We start from the raw sequence: 17,670 nt of genomic DNA on the forward strand, positions 1-17,670 counted from the left end.
CTCTGGACCCCCTCTGCGTGACGTTTATTATCGCGGATCAACACAAGGCGGCATCTCAGACCGCCAGATCAGGGAGTTTTGATTTAGATGTTCAGCCTTTGCAAGCCTGCCCGCAAACTGGCCTTGTCCGCAATGGCCCTCGCCGCGGCCGGATTCCTGTCGGCCTGTGACCCGGTCGCCACCGGCGGCGGCCCGTCGATCAACACTTCGAAACCTGTGCCGGTCGCGCTGCTGGTGCCGCGTGGTTCGCCGCAATCGGGCGACGCGGTTCTGGCGCAAAGCCTTGAAAACTCGGCGCGGCTGGCAATCGCGGATTTGCAGAATGTCCAGATCGACCTGCGCGTTTACGACACTGCGGGCAACGCCACCACGGCAGCCGCTGTGGCGCAGCAAGCGGTGGATGACGGGGCCAAGATCATCCTCGGCCCGGTTTATGCCCAAGCTGCAAACGCGGCGGGGCTGGCCGTTTTGAACGACAATGTTAATGTGCTGTCGTTTTCGAACAACACCAACATCGCCGGCGGCAATGTCTTTGTTCTTGGTCCGACCTTTGACAACACCGCCAACCGCCTGACCACTTATGCGGCACGTCAAGGCAAGACCAACATGGTCGTCGTCTACAGCAATGACGAGGCGGGGCAGGTCGGCAAGGCCGCCATAGACCGCGCGATCAGCCGCACCAGTGTGCGCAAAGCGGGCGATATCAGTTATGAACGCTCGCAACAGGGAGTCATCAACTCGGTCCCGACAATCAAGTCGACTGTGGATGCCTCTGGCGCGGATTCGATTTTCCTGACCGCAACTACGGCTGGTGCCTTGCCGCTGTATAGCCAATTGCTGCCCGAAGCAGGCGTTTCACCGGCAACCACTCAATTCATCGGTCTGACGCGCTGGGATATACCGGCGCAGACACTGGAACTGCCGGGTGTTCAGGGGGGCTGGTTCGCCCTGCCCGACCCTGCCAAGGCACAGGCGTTCAACTCGCGCTATCAAGCAACTTATGGCGGCGCCCCGCACCCTATTGGCGGGCTTGCCTATGACGGCATCGCGGCAATCGGCGCACTGGTCAGTGCTGGCAAATCGGATGCATTGACAGGGGCCGCGCTGACGCAAGGCGCGGGCTTTCAAGGTGTGGGCGGTATTTTCCGCTTGCGCCCCGACGGAACTAATGAACGCGGACTGGCCGTTGCCACGATCCAGAACAAACAGGTGGTTGTGATTGACCCTGCCCCAACAAGCTTCTCTGGCGCCGGCTTCTGATCCGGCCACCTATCCCAGACCCGGTGACGAGCTGATCTGCGCGCCCGAAGCAATTTTCGACCACAGTGCGGTGCGCACCCGCATCGCGGAATTGCGTGAGACGTGCAGCGACAACGCGACCTTGCGAACAGAGGTCGTGAAAATCCTGCGCGGGGTTCAGAAATCCGGCCGCGCCGCGATTGCCGAGGCCTTTTCCGCGCAACCCTTTGCTGCGCGACCGCTCACTCGGGCGTACACCTATCTGACGGACGGACTGGTCCACACGGCCTTGCACGTCGCCGGTGAAATCCTGCACCCGCTGGCCAATCCGACGCGCGGCGAACGCATCGCGGTTCTGGCCGTCGGTGGTTATGGCCGTGGCGAGATGGCACCCTTTTCAGACGTCGATCTGCTGTTCCTGACACCGTACAAAATCACGGCCTGGGCCGAAAGCGTGATCGAATCCATGCTATACATGCTATGGGATTTACGGCTGAAGGTCGGACATTCTTCGCGGACGATCAAGGATTGCCTGCGACTTGGCACCGACGATTTCACCATCCGCACGGCAATGCTGGAGCATCGGTTTCTGGTTGGGGACCAGGCGTTGGCGAAAGAGCTGAACAAACGCCTTCACGCCGACCTGTTCAAAGGATCAGAAGGCGAGTTTATCGAAGCCAAACTGAACGAGCGTGACGAGCGCCACCACAAACAGGGTGAGCGTTACATGGTCGAACCCAACGTCAAGGAAGGCAAAGGCGGCCTGCGTGACCTGCAATCGCTCTATTGGATCGCCAAGTATGTCTATGATGTTCAAGATGTGGCGGAACTGGTACCGCTGGGCCTGTTCACCAAGGACGAATTCAACACGTTTGTGCAGGCCGAAGAGTTTCTTTGGGCCGTCCGCTCACATCTGCATCTGGTCACCGGACGGGCCACCGAACAGCTGACCTTTGATATGCAGGTCGAGGTGGCGGAACGCATGGGATACAAGGACCGGGCCGGTCGGCGCGGTGTTGAGATTTTCATGCAGAAGTACTTCCGCGAGGCGACACGCGTTGGCGAACTGACCCGAATCTTCCTGACCAAGCTGGAAGCGGCGCACATGAAAAGTGCCCCCTTGCTGCAACGCATTTTCCGCCGCCGCCGCAGGCTGAAAGCAGGCTACAAGGTGGTGCATGGGCGGCTGGCCGTTGTCGATCCCAAGAAATTTCTGGCCGACAAGATGAACCTTCTGCGCCTCTTCGAGGAAGGCTTGCGGACGGGTATGCTGATCCACCCCGATGCGATGCGGCTGGTGACAGCAAACCTTGACCTGATTGACGAAGACATGCGCAACGACAAGGATGCGCAACGCATTTTCCTTGATCTGATGCTCAAACATGGCAATCCCGAACGTGCCCTCAGGCGCATGAACGAACTGGGGGTGCTCACGGCCTTTCTGCCGGAATTCGAGCCCATTGTCGCTATGATGCAGTTCAACATGTATCACAGCTATACGGTGGACGAGCATACGATCCAGACCATCGTCAACCTTGCCCAGATCGAGCGCGGAGAGTTGATCGAGGAATTGCCGCTCGCCTCATCCATCCTCAAACGCGGGGTCAACCGCAAGGTTCTGTATGTCGCCTTGCTGCTGCACGATATCGCCAAGGGGCGGCCTGAAGATCATTCGATCCTGGGCGCCAAGATCGCCCGCAAGGTAGCACCGCGGCTGGGGCTTAACAAATCCGACAGTGAAACTGTCGAATGGTTGGTGCGGTATCACCTGCTGATGTCCGACATGGCACAAAAGCGCGACATTTCCGACCCGCGTACCGTCCGGGATTTTGCCAAGGCAGTGCAGACCGTCAAGCGGCTGGACTTGCTGACGGTTCTGACCGTCTGCGATATTCGCGGTGTCGGGCCGACCACCTGGAACAACTGGAAAGCCACGCTGCTCAGGGCGCTCCACAAGGAAACCAAACGGGCATTGGAAACCGGGATGGAGGATCTCAACCGTGCCAATCGGGGCGCGGAGGCCAAGAAGGCTCTGCGCGAGGCGCTGGAGGAGTGGTCCAAGGTTGATCTCAAAACCGAGACCGGGCGCCACTATGACCCCTATTGGCAGGGTCTGAACTTGTCGACCCACATCGAATTCGCAGACATGCTGCGGGTTCTGGACGAAAGCGGCGATGAAGGCGCGATGGAAATCCGGCTGCAACCAGACGAGGATCGCGACGCCACCCGTGCCTGTTTCGCGATGGGCGATCATCCTGGCATTTTTGCCCGCATTGCCGGTGCACTTGCCTTGGCCGGCGCCAATGTGGTCGATGCCCGAAGCTATACCACCAAGGACGGCTATGTGACCGATGCCTTCTGGATACAGGATGCAGAAGGCCATCCGTTCGAAGCCTCGCGCCTTCCTCGCCTCACCCAGATGATCCACAAGACGCTGAAAGGCGAAGTGGTGGCTCGGGATGCCTTTAAGTCGCGTGATAAGATCAAGAAGCGCGAAAAAGCGTTCAATGTGCCCACACACATCACTTTCGACAATGATGGGTCAGAAATTTACACGATCATCGAAGTGGACACACGCGACCGGCCCGGGCTGCTTTATGATCTGGCGCGCACTCTGGCTGCCGCGAATGTCTATATAGCAAATGCAGTCATTGCCACATATGGGGAACAGGTGGTCGACACGTTCTATGTCAAGGACATGTTTGGTCTGAAGTACTACTCGGACAGCAAGCAGCGTGGACTTGAATCCAAGCTGCGCAAGGCGATCACCGAAGGCGCTGAGCGGGCCGCGTCATGAAGCCCATCAGACTGCTTTCGGGGCTGTTCACGGTCGGGTTCTGGACCCTCGCCAGTCGAATTTTGGGGTTTCTCAGGGAAATTCTGTTGGCCGCCTATATTGGCCCCGGCCCGGTGATGGACGCCTTTGTCGCCGCGTTCCGCCTACCCAACATGTTCCGCCGTTTTTTCGCCGAAGGCGCGTTCAATGCAGCTTTCGTGCCTATGTTCTCGAAGCGGTTGGAAGGTGGCGAAGACGCCGAAAGTTTTGCACGGGCCGCGTTCAACCTGCTGGGCGCGGCGGTTCTGGCGCTGGTTGGGCTGGCGATGATTTTCATGCCGGCTCTGGTCTGGGTCACGGCCGAAGGTTTCTATGGAGACGAACGTTTCGAGCTGGCCGTCGGCTATGGATATGTCGTCTTTCCCTATATCCTGTTCATGTCGCTGGCAGCGCTGTTTTCCGGAGTGCTGAACGCCACCGGTCGGTTTGCCGCTGCCGCCGCAGCCCCCGTCCTGCTGAACATCTTTGCCTGTGCGGCAATGATTTTGGGCGCCGTTCTTGGTGGCGATGTCATCAACTGGTTGATCTGGGTGATCCCTCTTGCGGGTATCGCGCAATTGACACTTGTCTGGGTTGCGACAGAGCGCGCGGGAATCAGCATCCGACCCGGCCTGCCCCGCCTTTCCCCCGAGATGCGCCATATGGTGCGCATTGCACTGCCCGCTGCGTTGGCGATGGGCGTAACCCAGGTGAACCTTGTTGTCGGGCAACTGGTGGCGTCAAAAACCGAAAAGGCGGTGAGCTGGCTATTTGCGGCCGATCGTTTGTACCAACTCCCGCTCGGGGTCGTGGGCATTGCTGTCGGGATCGTGTTGCTTCCCGATCTGTCACGCCGATTGAGGGCCGGGGACGATATCGGAGCACGCGATGCGTTTTCGCGTGCTGGGGAGTTTTCAATGCTCCTGACACTTCCCTCCACCGTTGCATTGGTGGTCATTCCGCTGCCTCTCGTCTCGGTCCTGTTCCAACGCGGCCATTTCAGTGCCGAAGACAGCGCCGCCACCGCCCTCGCCGTTGCCATCTACGGATTAGGTTTGCCAGCCTTCATGCTGCAGAAACTGCTGCAACCGCTCTTCTTCGCCCGCGAAGACACCAAATCGCCTTTTCGTTATGCGGTCGTCGCGATGGTGATCAACGCCACGCTCGCGTTTGGCCTCTACCCGGTCATCGGTTGGATCGCCCCGGCGATTGCGACCTCGGTTGCCGGCTGGGTCATGGTTCTACAACTTTCCTTGGGTGCACGCCGCATGGGTGAGGTCGCGCGGTTCGACGACCGGTTCCGCAAGCGCGCCTGGCGGATTGCCGCAGCATCCGCGATTATGGGTTTTGTACTGATTGCCATCGTATCGCTGTTCGACTGGATTTTTGCCGTGCCAAGCTGGAGATACATGGCTTTGCTAGGTTTAATTGCCATCGCCGCAGTCGTCTATTTCGGTTCGGGCCAGGCACTCGGCGCCTTCCGTATGTCCGAATTCAAACGGGCGATGCGCAGGTCATGAGCAAGCTCGACCTTCCCGCAGGCACCGTTGTGTTCCGCCCAGGTCAAGAGTGTCCAGGATTTGTTCGGCTGGCCCAAGGTACGATCCGGGTAACACTGACGGCCCCGAATGGTCGCGAAGTTGTCCTTTATCGTGTGAATCCCGGTGATGTCTGCCTGCAAACCTTCGCCTGCCTCACCGAGGGCCGCAGTTATTCTGCCGAAGGAGTGGCCGAAACGGCGGTCAAAGGCGAAATCATCCCTCATGCGGCCTTTCGTTCGGCCATGGCCTCGGATGAAGGTTTTCGAACCGAGGTCCTGACTGCCGTCGCCCGCCGTTTTGCCGATTTCGAACAGCTTGTCGAAGAGGTCGCCCTGACCGGTTTTGACGCCCGGCTCGCCCGCGTCCTGTTGCGGCTTGCAAAAGAAGGGGTGGTACAGGCCACGCATGAGGCGCTGGCCACCGAAACCGCCTCGGGTCGGGCCTTTGTCAGCCGCCGTCTAGCGGAATTTGCCCGCCTCGGTCTGGTCGAATTGGCACGCGGGAAGGTCACAATACTGGACACAGCCGGATTGGAGCGACTTACCGCCGAAGAACGGTGACACTGTCACCGACCAGGTTCCGAAATGGGATCATAACGGACCCATCAACTACATCTGATTTCGGAGAATCATCATGATCCGCAACGAAGGAACCTTTGATCGCGCCGCCCGTGTTCTGCTGGGCCTCGTCCTTCTGTCACTCACCGTCATCGGCCCGCAAAGCATGTGGGGTCTGATCGGGATCATCCCATTGGTGACAGGTGTATTCGGGTATTGCCCGCTGTATCACATCTTGGGTCTCAACACCTGTCCCATGAAGAAATAAGATCTTTGCGCCGGGTCAGTCCCGGCGCAAACGACTGACAATCCGCGCCCATCCACCCGGTGCCAGAAAGAACGACAAACCGAATCCTGTGGCAAACCCACCCAGATCGGCGACCCAGTCCCCGGTGCCGCCAAAGAGCAGGCCGAACAGCAGTTGCAACCCCATCAGCACCGCAATAAGGCTGAAGGCGCGCGCCTGATTAGCGCCCACCAACGACAGCTTGCGCCACAAAAGCCAGGTGAATGCCCCGATCAAGCCGTAGACGGCGGGAAACCCACCGATCAATGGGTAGCGCGGATCGAGGAATATGGCATAGGCCAGCGCACCTCCGATGCCCGAAAGAACAAAGATCAGGATCATCGCCACGCTGCCGAATACCTCACCGACCATCTTGCCCATTGCCAGGACGAAGACACACACAAATACCGCCTGTGTGAAACTGCCATGGACAAAGGGGTAAGTGACAAATCGGATCACATGCTCGATCGGCCAGCGCCCAGTCTCGACCATCCAATCAAAGATATCGGCGGAGAATGCATAGGACTGAATCGCCGCCAATCGCCAGCCAACCGCTTCTGGCCCGCCGACCAGCCCGCGCGCACCAACCGTAAAACTCAGTTCGACCCCCATGATGAACAGAACCAGCGCCACCACCACGGGCGGCAACGGGTTTACTGCTGGGGTGTAATGGTCACTGCTCATGGGCTGGCCTTTCGCGGCTGTTGACGTCCCTTGACCTCATGGGTAAGCGACGGAAGCCGATTTTTCCAGACGGGAGTTCTCTTCCATGACCAAGACAAAGTTCACGCCGCGGGTGTTTTCCGGCATCCAGCCCTCGGGCGGGCTGACGCTTGGCAATTACCTTGGCGCGATGAAACGCTTTGTGGACATGCAGGGGCCAGAGTTCGAAACCATCTATTGCATGGTCGACCTGCACGCGATCACCGTCTGGCAGGACCCCGCAGCGCTTGCACACAACACGCGTGAACTGTGTGCAGGGTTCATCGCCGCGGGCATCGATCCTGAACAATCCATCCTGTTCAATCAAAGCCAGGTACCCGAGCATGCCCAATTGGCGTGGATTTTCAATTGCGTCGCCCGAATGGGCTGGATGCAACGGATGACACAATGGAAGGACAAGGCTGGCAAGAACCAGCAGAACGCCTCGCTGGGTCTCTTTGCCTATCCTTCGCTGATGGCCGCCGACATCCTGATCTATCATGCCACCCATGTGCCGGTGGGTGAGGATCAGAAACAGCATCTGGAACTGACCCGCGACATCGCAATCAAGTTCAACAACGACTATGGCACCGATTTCTTTCCCGTCACCGAACCAGTGATCGAGGGCGCCGCGACCCGCGTCATGAGTCTGCGTGACGGGTCCAAGAAGATGTCAAAGTCTGACCCCTCTGACATGAGCCGGATCAACATGACTGATGACGCCGACGCCATCGCCAGGAAGATCCGCAAAGCCAAAACCGATCCCGATGCTCTGCCGTCCGAAGCAAAGGGGCTGGAAGAGCGGCCAGAGGCGCGAAATCTGGTCAACATTTTTGCCGCGCTTGCCGATCAAAGCATTGATCAGGTTCTGACCGAGGTAGGCGGCAAACAGTTTGGCGAATTCAAACCGATGCTGGCTGATCTGGCAGTTGCCAAGCTTGCCCCCATTTCGGGCGAAATGGCCCGGTTGATGGACGATCAGGCCGAGATTGACCGGATTCTCGCACGTGGAGCAGAGCGAGCTCGCGAAATTTCCGTGCCAATTCTGCGAAAGACCTATGAAATTGTCGGGATGGTCGGCGCTACGTAACGAAGACGCCATGCGAACCGCCCCGCTTCAGTCTTTTGCGCGGTGGCGGGCGCGGGTTGACCAGACCCGCAGATCCGAGAACGTCTTGACCGTCGCGGCAAGAACCAACGCGCTCAGCACGGCCTTGGACAGCGTCTCCATCGTTCCCTGGATCATCAGGGCGTGAACAATGCCGCCGACGACAATCACCGCCGCACAGGCAGTGTGGCCGCGTCTCCAGTTACGCCATTTCAGGCGCCGACGGAGTGCTGGCAGAAGCACCGAAGCGAACACGGCCCACATCGCGATGACACCCCAGAACGAGAACGGCGTCGGTGACACGAACAGCAGTGCGTCGACTACATCCGGCGGGCTGGTGATCCAGAGACCGACAACATGAACCACCACCGCGGCGGCCAGACAGATGCCAACCCCGCGATGCACGCGTCGGCTGCGGTAAGTGGAGAGCCCTGGCAATAACCCGCCTGCCAGAAGGGGCTGTACAAGCAAAAGACTCATCGCAACAACGCCAGCAAACCCTGCCATGATGTAAACCGGATTGCGCCAGGCCAGCAGCGGGCTCATCGCTGCGGCGGCGACCGGCACGATGAGTACAATCGCGAGCGCACTCCAGATCAGGATCACGCGCAATCGACCTGCCCCAGTGAACGCCACCGCGATCAGACAGGCCGAAGCACGAAATGCGCAATAAGGCTGGTGTCGTTTGCGCTGCGCATGATGGGGCGCAGGAATACCGTGTCGAATTCGCCGCTGTCATAAGCGAGATGGCCATGCGGCTGACCGAAGGCGGGGACGATCTGCGGCATTTCCAACTGGAAAACCCCACGTTCGTCAGTGAGCGTGGCTCCGTGACTGTGCGGTTCACGCTCGTGCCCTTCGGTCGTATGCGCCCAGATCTGGATTCTTTGCCCGGCGAGCGGCGCACCATCCCCGGCGCGTCGCACCGTCCCTGTCATCCAGAACCCGCCGCCCCCGATCCTTTCCACGATCGGAGCTCCCGGCAGATAATTGTTGGCCCCACCTCGCATCGAGGGCGTAGGCGCAAGATCTTGGGCGCGGGCAGGAACCAGATGGCCCGACACACCGGTCGCCACAAGGGCGCCGCCCGTGACAAGAAGGGAACGGCGGGTGAAGAAAGAAGTCTGCATGTGTTGGTCTCCTGTCCAACGGACAGACACACGGTCAGCCTGATGGGACCGGTCGCATCCGTACTTCCTCCAATCATAACATACCTGAAGTGTTTCCGGGAACAGGACACGGAGAGACATGGCAAAGCACAATCAACGTTTCGTGAGCGTACTCTGCCATTTTTTTATCGAGTGACCCAGCGCGTCTCAGGCCGCCTTCTGGTGCAGGATCTCGTGGACGATGGCTTCGGCCACATCATTGGGGCTAACCGATTGATTGACCGCACGAGTCAAAATCCGGTCCATCGTCCGATCCAGCGCTTCCAGCTTGCCTGCGACCCAATCCGTTCGATTGGCAATCTGCAGGATTTCCGTCGCCACGTTGATGATTCCACCACCGTTGGTCACAAAATCGGGCGCGTAGAGAATGCCGCGGTCATGCAGGCGCTGCGCATCGGCTTCGGTTGCCAACTGGTTGTTGGCCCCACCTGCCACCGCGCCAACCTTGAGCAGCGGAATACTGGCATCGTTCAGGATTGCCCCGATAGCGCAGGGGGCGAAAATGTCGGCCTCTGCCTCATAGACCGCGTCTGGCTTTACCGGTTGGGCCGCGAACTCTTCGGCCACGCGCGCCACCTGTTGCGCATCAATATCGGTAACGATCAACCCGGCGCCAGCGTCGGTCAGCAGCTTGCACAGATGGTGACCTACATGTCCCAGCCCCTGTACCGAAACCGTCTTGCCAGTCAAATCAGACGATCCGAACCGGTGCCGGGCTGTCGTCCGGATCGCGTTGAAAATCCCGCGCGCGGTGATCGGAGAAGGATCGCCGCTGGCAAACTCGCCATCGGCGAGCCCTGCAACAAAGCGCGTTTCGGTCCCGATCATCGCCATGTCGGCGGGTGTCATGCCCATATCCTCGGCGGTCCAATAGCAGCCCTCAAGGCTTTGCACCGCGCGGCCAAAAGCCTGCATCAGTTCGGGTGTCTTGTCTATGGTGGGGTCGCCGAGGATGACGGCCTTGCCCCCGCCCAGGGGAAGATCGGCCGCGGCATTCTTGAACGTCATACCGCGCGACAGGCGCAAGGCATCATTCAGCGCCTCTGTCGGATGGCCGTAGGGGCGCATTCTCACGCCACCCGCAGCGGGACCAAGTTGCGTGGAGTGTATTGCAATGAATCCTTTGAGGCCAACTTCCGTGTCTTCAAATTGGATGACCTGCTCATGATCAGGCACATCAACCGCAACAATCTTCATTTGTCGTCTCCAATGATCTTATCGAGTCATCGCACGGAGTTTGGAGCGATTTTCACCAAGATTGCCTGTCGACAAACGCTGTGTTAGCGATTTCACCTACAGAGTAAATAATTTTTGGGTGGATTCACTAAATGGACGAGATAGATCGCAGAATCGTACGCGCCTTGCAGCGCGACGGACGAATAACCGTCACCGAGCTTGCGGAGACCATCGGACTGTCAGCAACGCCCTGCGCAAGGCGACTGGAACGACTTCAGAAGGACAAAGTCATCACCGGTTATGCCGCCCAGGTCGATCCGGCAAAACTCGGGCTGGGGGTGTCGATATTCGTTTCGGTTGAGCTGGACAAACAGGACAGGGCGGCCATCGATGCGTTCGAACGCGCGATCCGGCGCTGCGAAGAGGTGATGGAATGTTACCTCATGACCGGGTCGCGAGATATCCTGCTGCGGGTGGTCGCCGCCGATCTGTCGGCCTTCGACGCTTTTCTTGAAAATCGCTTGATGCAGATTCCGGGCATCAGAAATTTACGGTCAAATTTCGCGTTGCGAACCATGGTCAAACGTGAGGTTCTGCCCATGGTGATCTGAAAAAGGTCTGGACCCCTGACCCACTCCGCCCTACCTTTCGCGCAAACGAGGGAGTGAGAGATGGCCGCCGGCACCAATATCCGCACATATTTCAATGGCACCTGGCATGACGGAAACACTCCGATCATGCATGCAGCCGATCACGGGGCCTGGCTGGGCTCTTCAGTATTCGACGGGGCGCGGTATTTCGATGGGTTGGCTCCTGATCTGGATGCCCATTGTGCCCGCACCAATCGCTCGGCCGAGGCGCTGATGCTCACGCCCTCGGTAAGTGTCGAGGACATGGTTCAAATCATCCGTGAGGGACTAAAACCCTATGGCCCCGACAAGGCGGTCTATATCCGGCCTATGTATTGGGCGATTGATGGTGATACCTCGACCATTGCCCCCAAAGAGGACAGCACTGCTTTTGCCGTGTGCCTCGAAGAAATCCCCATGGCGCCTGCAACGGCTGCGGCGACACTGACGAAGACCCGTTTCCGCCGCCCGGTATTGGAGGATGCCGTTGTCAACGCCAAGGCCGGGTGCCTTTATCCCAACAACGCCCGCATGGTTCGCGAGGCGCGGTCAAAAGGGTTTTCCAACGCTTTAGTGGCTGATGCAATGGGCAACGTGGCCGAAACGGCAACGGCAAACATCTTCATGGTCAAGGATGGCGAGGTGTTTACTCCCATCGCCAACGGCACTTTTCTGGCTGGGATCACTCGTGCGCGACATATGAAAAACCTTCGCGCCGATGGGGTGACAGTGCATGAAAAGGTTCTGACTTTTGCCGATTTCCACGAGGCGGACGAAGTGTTCATGTCCGGCAACATGAACAAGGTCACGCCGGTCACTGCACTGGACGAAACACAATTCCAAGTTGGACCTATCGCCCGTCGAACACGCGAGTTGTATTGGGACTGGGCCGCGTCAAACGGGTGATTGCTTGAACGCTGTCAGTTGCCACTTGCTCTTTGCTGCGGCATGATCGCCGCAAACTGAAAGGTAATACATGCGTAAGTTCCTTGTCGTCCTGGATGACAGTCGCGAATGTCTGAACGCCATGCGCTTTGCCGCAATGCGTGCGGCGCACACCGGTGGTGGCGTGACAATTCTGTCGGTCATACCGCCAGACGAATTCAACCACTGGATCGGTGTAGGTGAGGTGATGCGCGAAGAAGCGCGCGAGCGTATCCATGCGCATTTCGAAGTGTTCGCCAAATGGATGCGGGACAAGCAGGGGATTGAACCGGAACTGGCAATCCGCGAAGGCGAGGCGGTGCCGGAAATCATTGAACATGTACAGACTGATCCGGAAATCGGCGTTCTGGTTCTGGGTGCCGGGACCGACAAGAAAGGCCCCGGTCCACTGGTCACGCAACTGACCCGTAATTCTGGAAGCCTGCCAATCCCAATCACCATCGTTCCGGGCGATCTGAGCAAGGAGAAGCTCGAAGAAATCACCTGAGGCAAGCGGATGAAGAGGCGCATTCAATTCTGGTTCGAGTTCGCCTCGACATACTCCTATCTCAGCGCCATGCGAATCGTAGAGGCGGCGGCCAAGCACGACGTAGCAGTGGATTGGCAGCCGTTTCTTTTGGGTCCGATTTTTGCCGAACAGGGATGGGACAATTCGCCCTTCAACCTGTATCCCGCCAAAGGCCGCTATATGTGGCGGGATCTGGAGCGCCTGAGCGCGACGCGCGAGTTACCATTTGTGCGACCTGATCCCTTCCCGCAAAATGGGCTGGCTGCTGCTCGCATCGCATTGGCAGCCCGGGAATTGGGCAAGGCAGGTCCGTTTGTTCGGGCCGTATTCGACGCCGAGTTCGGAATTGGGCAGGATATCTCAAAACCTTCTGTTCTGACCGCTTGCCTTGCTGCGGCGGATTTGCCGGACACCCTGCTGGAGCGGAGCACGTCACCCGAGATTAAGTCGACTTTGTTTGAACAGGTCGCCAAGGCCAAAACGCTTGGCATCTTCGGTGCACCCAGCTTTATAGTCGAGGATGAGCTATATTGGGGTGATGATCGGCTGGATCAGGCGCTTGCACATGCCGCCACCTTTTAGAATCGTTCCAAATATTGACTTCCCTTGGTTCTGCCCGCATATCAATGCCAAGCGAAACGGAGTGCTGCCATGTTCATCCAGACCGAATCGACCCCGAATCCGGCGACCCTGAAATTCCTGCCCGGCCAGACGGTTCTGGAAGCGGGAACTGCCGATTTTCCTACAGCTGACGCAGCATTGAAATCCCCGCTTGCGGCGCGGATATTCTCGGTGAATGGCGTCACCGGCGTGTTTTTCGGCAACGATTTCGTAACCGTCACCAAGGCAGACGGGATTGAATGGGATCACATCAAACCCGCGATACTGGGCGCGGTGATGGAACACTATCAATCAGGTCAGCCGGTGATGGGCGCCGATGCCTCTACCGCCTCGGGCCATGCCGATCACGATGGCGAAGATGCCGAGGTCGTCAACCAAATCAAGGAATTGCTGGACAGCCGAGTTCGACCTGCCGTTGCGCAAGATGGTGGGGACATAACATTCCACGGGTTCGATCGGGGCGTTGTCTATCTGCACATGCAAGGCGCCTGTGCGGGATGCCCGTCGTCCACCTTGACACTGAAGATGGGAATCGAAAACCTGTTGCGCCACTACATTCCCGAAGTGACCGAGGTTCGGCCTGTTGCCGTCTGATCGCCTGATCCTCGGTTTTGACACATCGGCCGCGCATTGCGCGGCCGCTTTGTTGCAGGGATCAAACATCATCGCTTCTACTGCCGAGGCCATGACGCGCGGCCAAGCCGAACGGCTGATGCCGCTACTGGAGGAGCTTCTCTGGCAAAATAACGCGAAATGGCGCGATCTGACGGCCATTGGCGTGGGCATCGGGCCCGGAAATTTCACGGGTATTCGAATATCGGTATCCGCCGCACGCGGCCTTTCGCTGGGGTTGGGCATACCCGCAGTTGGCGTTTCAGGCTTCGAATCTCATGCGTCCAGCGCGCCCGAAGGGCATCTGGTAGCCATCCCGGCCCCGCGTGATCAGGTCTATCTACATCCCACAGGCTCTCACCCGGCATTGATGCCGCGTGACGACGCTATTTCGTACGGCCCATTATTTTCCGAGGTTTCTCCTGCCATCGTCGCCGAAGGCATCGCCCGCATCGCGGCCACCCGATGGGAAAGCAGCACACTACCACCCGCACCGCTGTACATTCGACCGGCCGACGCGGCGCCGTCCAGCGATGTGCCACCGATTTTGCTGGACGGATGACACCCGAGCAGATGGCCGCGACTCACGCGGCGGCGTTCACACAATCCCGACCGTGGAGTGCAGGGGAATTCGCAAGTCTACTTACCAATCCCTTCACGCATACCATTGGTGACAAACGGTGTTTCGCATTGTATCAGGTAATCGCAGGCGAGGCCGAACTGCTGACCATTGCGACCCACCCGGAACACCAACGTCAACATCTAGCCTTGGCCTGCATGAAGCATTGGCACAAGCAAGCGGCAATTCTGGGAGCAACTCGCGCCTTTCTGGATGTTGCCGCTGACAACACTCCGGCCATTGCACTCTACAACCTCTGCGGTTATTCCATCTGCGGCATGCGTCGGGGGTACTACCGACGCGAAAACAGCGAGAACGCCGACGCGATGCTGATGCAGCGTGACCTGCCCTAGCGGCAAGGGGGTGATTTCAGACCATATGGTCAAAAATCAGTGAAAAAGCGGTTGACCAGCGCCGCTGCAAACGGCCTTAATTGCCAGCACCACAGCAGTTCTGCTCGCTTTGTGCGAGGCTTCGGGAAATTCCCAACCTCGGACCGATAACAAAACAACGGGAGTAACATATGACCCTCATGAAATCCTTGATGGGTGCAGCGGCCGCCGTCGCCATGACCGCAGGCGCCGCGCTCGCCGAACCGGCCCTGATTTTCGATCTGGGCGGAAAATTCGACAAATCGTTCAACGAGGCCGCGTTCAACGGTGCCCAGCGTTGGGCCGAGGAAACCGGCGGTAGTTTCCGCGAGATTGAGCTTCAGTCCGAAGCCCAGCGCGAACAAGCCCTGCGCCGCTTTGCCGAAGCGGGTGCCAACCCGGTAATCACAATGGGTTTTGCAATGGCCGATCCGCTGGCAGCCGTGGCGCCCGACTATCCCGACACTAAGTTTGTCGCTGTCGACGTGAACTGGCTGGATGCGCCGAATATCCGTCAGGTAAGTTTTGCCGAGCACGAAGGATCGTATCTGGTCGGGATGATGGCGGCCATGGCCTCGAAGTCGGGAACCGTCGGGTTCGTGGGTGGCATGGACATCCCGCTGATCCGTCACTTTGGCTGCGGCTATGCGCAGGGCGCCAAGGCCGTAAATCCCGACATCAAGATCGTGGCGAACATGACAGGCACCACTCCGGCGGCATGGAACGACCCGGTCAAAGGCTCTGAACTGACCAAGGCGCAGATCAGCCAGGGGGCCGACGTGATCTACGCGGCCGCTGGCGGTACTGGCGTTGGCGTTCTGCAAACCGCCGCCGACGAAGGTATCCTGTCGATCGGCGTGGACAGCAACCAGAACCACCTGCACCCGGGCAAGGTGCTTACCTCGATGCTCAAGCGCGTTGACGTCGCCGTTTATGACGCGATGAAAGCCGGTGCCGACGTTGAAACCGGTGTTTTCACCATGGGTCTGGCCGACGAGGGTGTTGGATACGCGATGGATGACAACAATGCTCCGCTCGTTTCCGGCGAGATGAAAGCCGCGGTTGACAAAGCTCGTCAGGATATCATCGACGGAAACGTGAGCGTGGTCAGCTATTACGAAAACGACAGCTGCCCTGCATTGAGCTTCTGATCCAAGGCAGGGCAGCCCCTTTGCCCTGCTCCCAAATTCCCGTTTGTCAGCCCAGGCTGGCAAACGGCCCTTTTGGCCATGAGGACAAGATATGACCGCCCCCGCAATCGAGCTCAAAGGGATATCCAAGGCCTTTGGGCCGGTCCAGGCGAACAAGGACATTTCCATTAGCGTCACCCCCGGAACGATCCACGGGATCATCGGAGAAAACGGCGCAGGCAAGTCCACGCTGATGAGTATTCTTTACGGCTTCTACAAAGCCGACAAAGGCGAGATCTGGATCAACGGACGAAAAACCGAGATCCCCGACAGCCAGGCCGCCATCGCCGCGGGCATCGGGATGGTGTTCCAGCATTTCAAACTGGTCGAGAACTTTACCGTTCTGGAGAACATCGTTTTGGGCGCCGAAGATGGCGGGCTTTTGGCCCCTTCTCTGGCCAAGGCGCGAAAAGAGCTGAAAGCGCTTGAGGAAGAGTACGATTTGTTCGTCGACCCCGACAAACGCATCGACGAGATCGGCGTTGGCATGCAACAGCGGGTGGAAATCCTCAAAGCGCTCTATCGCAAGGCGGAAATCCTGATTCTAGACGAACCCACAGGCGTTTTGACTCCGGCCGAGGCTGATCAACTGTTCCGCATTCTCCACCGCCTTCGGGAAGAAGGAAAAACCATTATCCTGATCACCCACAAGCTGCGTGAAATCATGGAGGCGACCGATACCGTCTCGGTGATGCGCCGGGGCGAGATGACGGCCACCGTCAAAACATCGGAAACCAACCCTGAACACCTGGCCGAGCTGATGGTTGGCCGCAAAGTTTTGTTGCGCGTAGACAAGGCACCGGCGCAGCCCGGCAAACCGATCCTGGAAATCCAAAACCTGCGCGTCACCGACGAAACTGGTGTCGAGCGCGTGAAGGGTATCGATCTGACCGTCCGCGCCGGAGAAATCCTTGGCATCGCGGGCGTTGCCGGAAATGGCCAGTCCGAGTTACTGGAGGTGCTGGGCGGTATGCGCCCCGCCACCGGCACGATCCGCCTAAATGGCCAACCACTGACGCTGTCTGGCCATGGGGCCGATGGGCAAGCACGTCGCGCCCAGGGTGTCGCGCATGTCCCCGAAGACCGCCAGCGCGAAGGGTTGATCATGGATTTTCACGCCTGGGAAAACGTGGCCTTCGGGTATCACCGCGACCCGGCCTATCAGCGTGGCATTTTCATGGACAACGCCGCTCTGCGCGCCGATACCGAGCGCAAGATCGAGAAATTCGACGTTCGTCCCGCTGACGGTTGGCTTGCAGCCAAAAATTTTTCAGGCGGGAACCAGCAGAAAATCGTCGTGGCGCGCGAGATCGAGCGCAATCCCGAATTGCTGCTGGTCGGGCAACCGACGCGTGGGGTCGATATCGGGGCCATCGAGTTCATCCACAAACAGATCGTCGCCCTGCGCGACCAGGGCAAAGCCATCTTGCTGGTCTCTGTCGAACTGGAGGAGATCTTCTCGCTTTCCGACCGTATCGCGGTGATGTTTGACGGGCACATCATGGGCGAACGCCTGCCACAGGAAACGGATGAAAAAGAACTTGGCCTTTTGATGGCCGGTGTCGCCGGGGAGGCCGCTTAA

19 protein-coding genes are annotated in these 17,670 nt (G+C 58.7%); 15 read left to right on the top strand and 4 right to left on the bottom strand.

All coding sequences use genetic code 11. The features are described 5' to 3' along the window. Positions 1-87 precede the first annotated feature (87 nt). From AC2FMY_RS09560 to AC2FMY_RS09580, 5 genes are all read left to right on the top strand, one after another. Positions 88-1,260 (top strand): penicillin-binding protein activator, encoded by a 1,173-nt coding sequence (locus AC2FMY_RS09560; protein WP_496807314.1) that lies wholly within the window; start codon positions 88-90, stop codon positions 1,258-1,260. Further along, positions 1,220-4,036 (top strand): [protein-PII] uridylyltransferase, encoded by a 2,817-nt coding sequence (locus AC2FMY_RS09565; protein WP_496748456.1) that lies wholly within the window; start codon positions 1,220-1,222, stop codon positions 4,034-4,036. The genes AC2FMY_RS09560 and AC2FMY_RS09565 overlap by 41 nt, the downstream gene beginning before the upstream one ends. Continuing rightward, a complete protein-coding gene (gene murJ, locus AC2FMY_RS09570) occupies positions 4,033-5,574 on the top strand; it encodes a murein biosynthesis integral membrane protein MurJ (protein WP_496748457.1) in 1,542 nt (513 codons plus the stop codon). The genes AC2FMY_RS09565 and murJ overlap by 4 nt, the downstream gene beginning before the upstream one ends. Then, positions 5,571-6,155: a Crp/Fnr family transcriptional regulator gene (locus AC2FMY_RS09575; protein ID WP_496748458.1), complete on the top strand. Its 585-nt coding sequence runs from the start codon at positions 5,571-5,573 to the stop codon at positions 6,153-6,155. Before murJ ends, AC2FMY_RS09575 begins: the two co-directional genes overlap by 4 nt. A gap of 73 nt (positions 6,156-6,228) precedes the next feature. Continuing rightward, the gene (locus AC2FMY_RS09580) at positions 6,229-6,420 is read left to right on the top strand and encodes a YgaP family membrane protein (RefSeq protein WP_480751753.1); all 192 of its coding nucleotides are present in this window, start codon (positions 6,229-6,231) and stop codon (positions 6,418-6,420) included. A 15-nt stretch (positions 6,421-6,435) separates the two neighbouring features. Here AC2FMY_RS09580 and AC2FMY_RS09585 read toward each other — a convergent pair whose 3' ends face one another. Beyond that, positions 6,436-7,122, bottom strand: coding sequence for a rhomboid family intramembrane serine protease (locus AC2FMY_RS09585; RefSeq protein WP_496748459.1), 687 nt, complete (start codon positions 7,120-7,122; stop codon positions 6,436-6,438). 85 nt (positions 7,123-7,207) lie between these two features. Here AC2FMY_RS09585 and trpS point away from each other — a divergent pair, with 85 nt between their 5' ends. Then, the gene (trpS, locus tag AC2FMY_RS09590; protein ID WP_480751749.1) at positions 7,208-8,230 is read left to right on the top strand and encodes a tryptophan--tRNA ligase; all 1,023 of its coding nucleotides are present in this window, start codon (positions 7,208-7,210) and stop codon (positions 8,228-8,230) included. A gap of 27 nt (positions 8,231-8,257) precedes the next feature. On the opposite strand, the gene AC2FMY_RS09595 is transcribed toward trpS, so the two are convergent. The 3 genes from AC2FMY_RS09595 to AC2FMY_RS09605 form a co-directional block, all read right to left on the bottom strand. After that, positions 8,258-8,860, bottom strand: a complete 603-nt coding sequence (locus AC2FMY_RS09595) for a ferric reductase-like transmembrane domain-containing protein (protein ID WP_496747406.1) — start codon at positions 8,858-8,860, stop codon at positions 8,258-8,260. A 29-nt stretch (positions 8,861-8,889) separates the two neighbouring features. Next, positions 8,890-9,378 carry a peptidase associated/transthyretin-like domain-containing protein gene (locus AC2FMY_RS09600; RefSeq protein WP_480751746.1) on the bottom strand — a complete coding sequence of 163 codons (489 nt, stop codon included), beginning with the start codon at positions 9,376-9,378 and terminating at the stop codon, positions 8,890-8,892. Positions 9,379-9,564: 186 nt separating this feature from the next. Beyond that, positions 9,565-10,614, bottom strand: a complete 1,050-nt coding sequence (locus AC2FMY_RS09605) for a Glu/Leu/Phe/Val family dehydrogenase (RefSeq protein ID WP_496747407.1) — start codon at positions 10,612-10,614, stop codon at positions 9,565-9,567. 131 nt (positions 10,615-10,745) lie between these two features. Between AC2FMY_RS09605 and AC2FMY_RS09610 the strand changes: the two genes are divergently transcribed. The 9 genes from AC2FMY_RS09610 to AC2FMY_RS09650 all read left to right on the top strand — a co-directional run bounded on the left by AC2FMY_RS09610 (position 10,746) and on the right by AC2FMY_RS09650 (position 17,670). Next, positions 10,746-11,204, top strand: coding sequence for an Lrp/AsnC family transcriptional regulator (locus AC2FMY_RS09610; RefSeq protein ID WP_480751742.1), 459 nt, complete (start codon positions 10,746-10,748; stop codon positions 11,202-11,204). 60 nt (positions 11,205-11,264) lie between these two features. Then, complete coding sequence (locus AC2FMY_RS09615) at positions 11,265-12,128, top strand: branched-chain amino acid aminotransferase (protein ID WP_496747409.1); 864 nt, start codon at positions 11,265-11,267, stop codon at positions 12,126-12,128. Positions 12,129-12,198: 70 nt separating this feature from the next. Beyond that, positions 12,199-12,654, top strand: a complete 456-nt coding sequence (locus tag AC2FMY_RS09620) for a universal stress protein (RefSeq protein ID WP_480751739.1) — start codon at positions 12,199-12,201, stop codon at positions 12,652-12,654. Positions 12,655-12,663: 9 nt separating this feature from the next. After that, complete coding sequence (locus AC2FMY_RS09625) at positions 12,664-13,257, top strand: 2-hydroxychromene-2-carboxylate isomerase (RefSeq protein ID WP_496747411.1); 594 nt, start codon at positions 12,664-12,666, stop codon at positions 13,255-13,257. Between the two features lie 69 nt (positions 13,258-13,326). Next, the gene (locus AC2FMY_RS09630) at positions 13,327-13,890 is read left to right on the top strand and encodes a NifU family protein (protein WP_480751736.1); all 564 of its coding nucleotides are present in this window, start codon (positions 13,327-13,329) and stop codon (positions 13,888-13,890) included. Then, positions 13,880-14,470, top strand: coding sequence for a tRNA (adenosine(37)-N6)-threonylcarbamoyltransferase complex dimerization subunit type 1 TsaB (gene tsaB, locus AC2FMY_RS09635; RefSeq protein ID WP_496747414.1), 591 nt, complete (start codon positions 13,880-13,882; stop codon positions 14,468-14,470). Before AC2FMY_RS09630 ends, tsaB begins: the two co-directional genes overlap by 11 nt. Before the next feature lie 128 nt (positions 14,471-14,598). Then, positions 14,599-14,880 (top strand): GNAT family N-acetyltransferase, encoded by a 282-nt coding sequence (locus AC2FMY_RS09640; protein ID WP_496747416.1) that lies wholly within the window; start codon positions 14,599-14,601, stop codon positions 14,878-14,880. Positions 14,881-15,050: 170 nt separating this feature from the next. Continuing rightward, on the top strand, positions 15,051-16,049 hold the full coding sequence (locus AC2FMY_RS09645; protein ID WP_480751732.1) for a BMP family lipoprotein: 999 nt from the start codon (positions 15,051-15,053) through the stop codon (positions 16,047-16,049). A gap of 91 nt (positions 16,050-16,140) precedes the next feature. Then, positions 16,141-17,670 (top strand): ABC transporter ATP-binding protein, encoded by a 1,530-nt coding sequence (locus AC2FMY_RS09650; RefSeq protein ID WP_496747418.1) that lies wholly within the window; start codon positions 16,141-16,143, stop codon positions 17,668-17,670.

This window comes from Ruegeria sp. YKSE079, assembly GCF_059612845.1.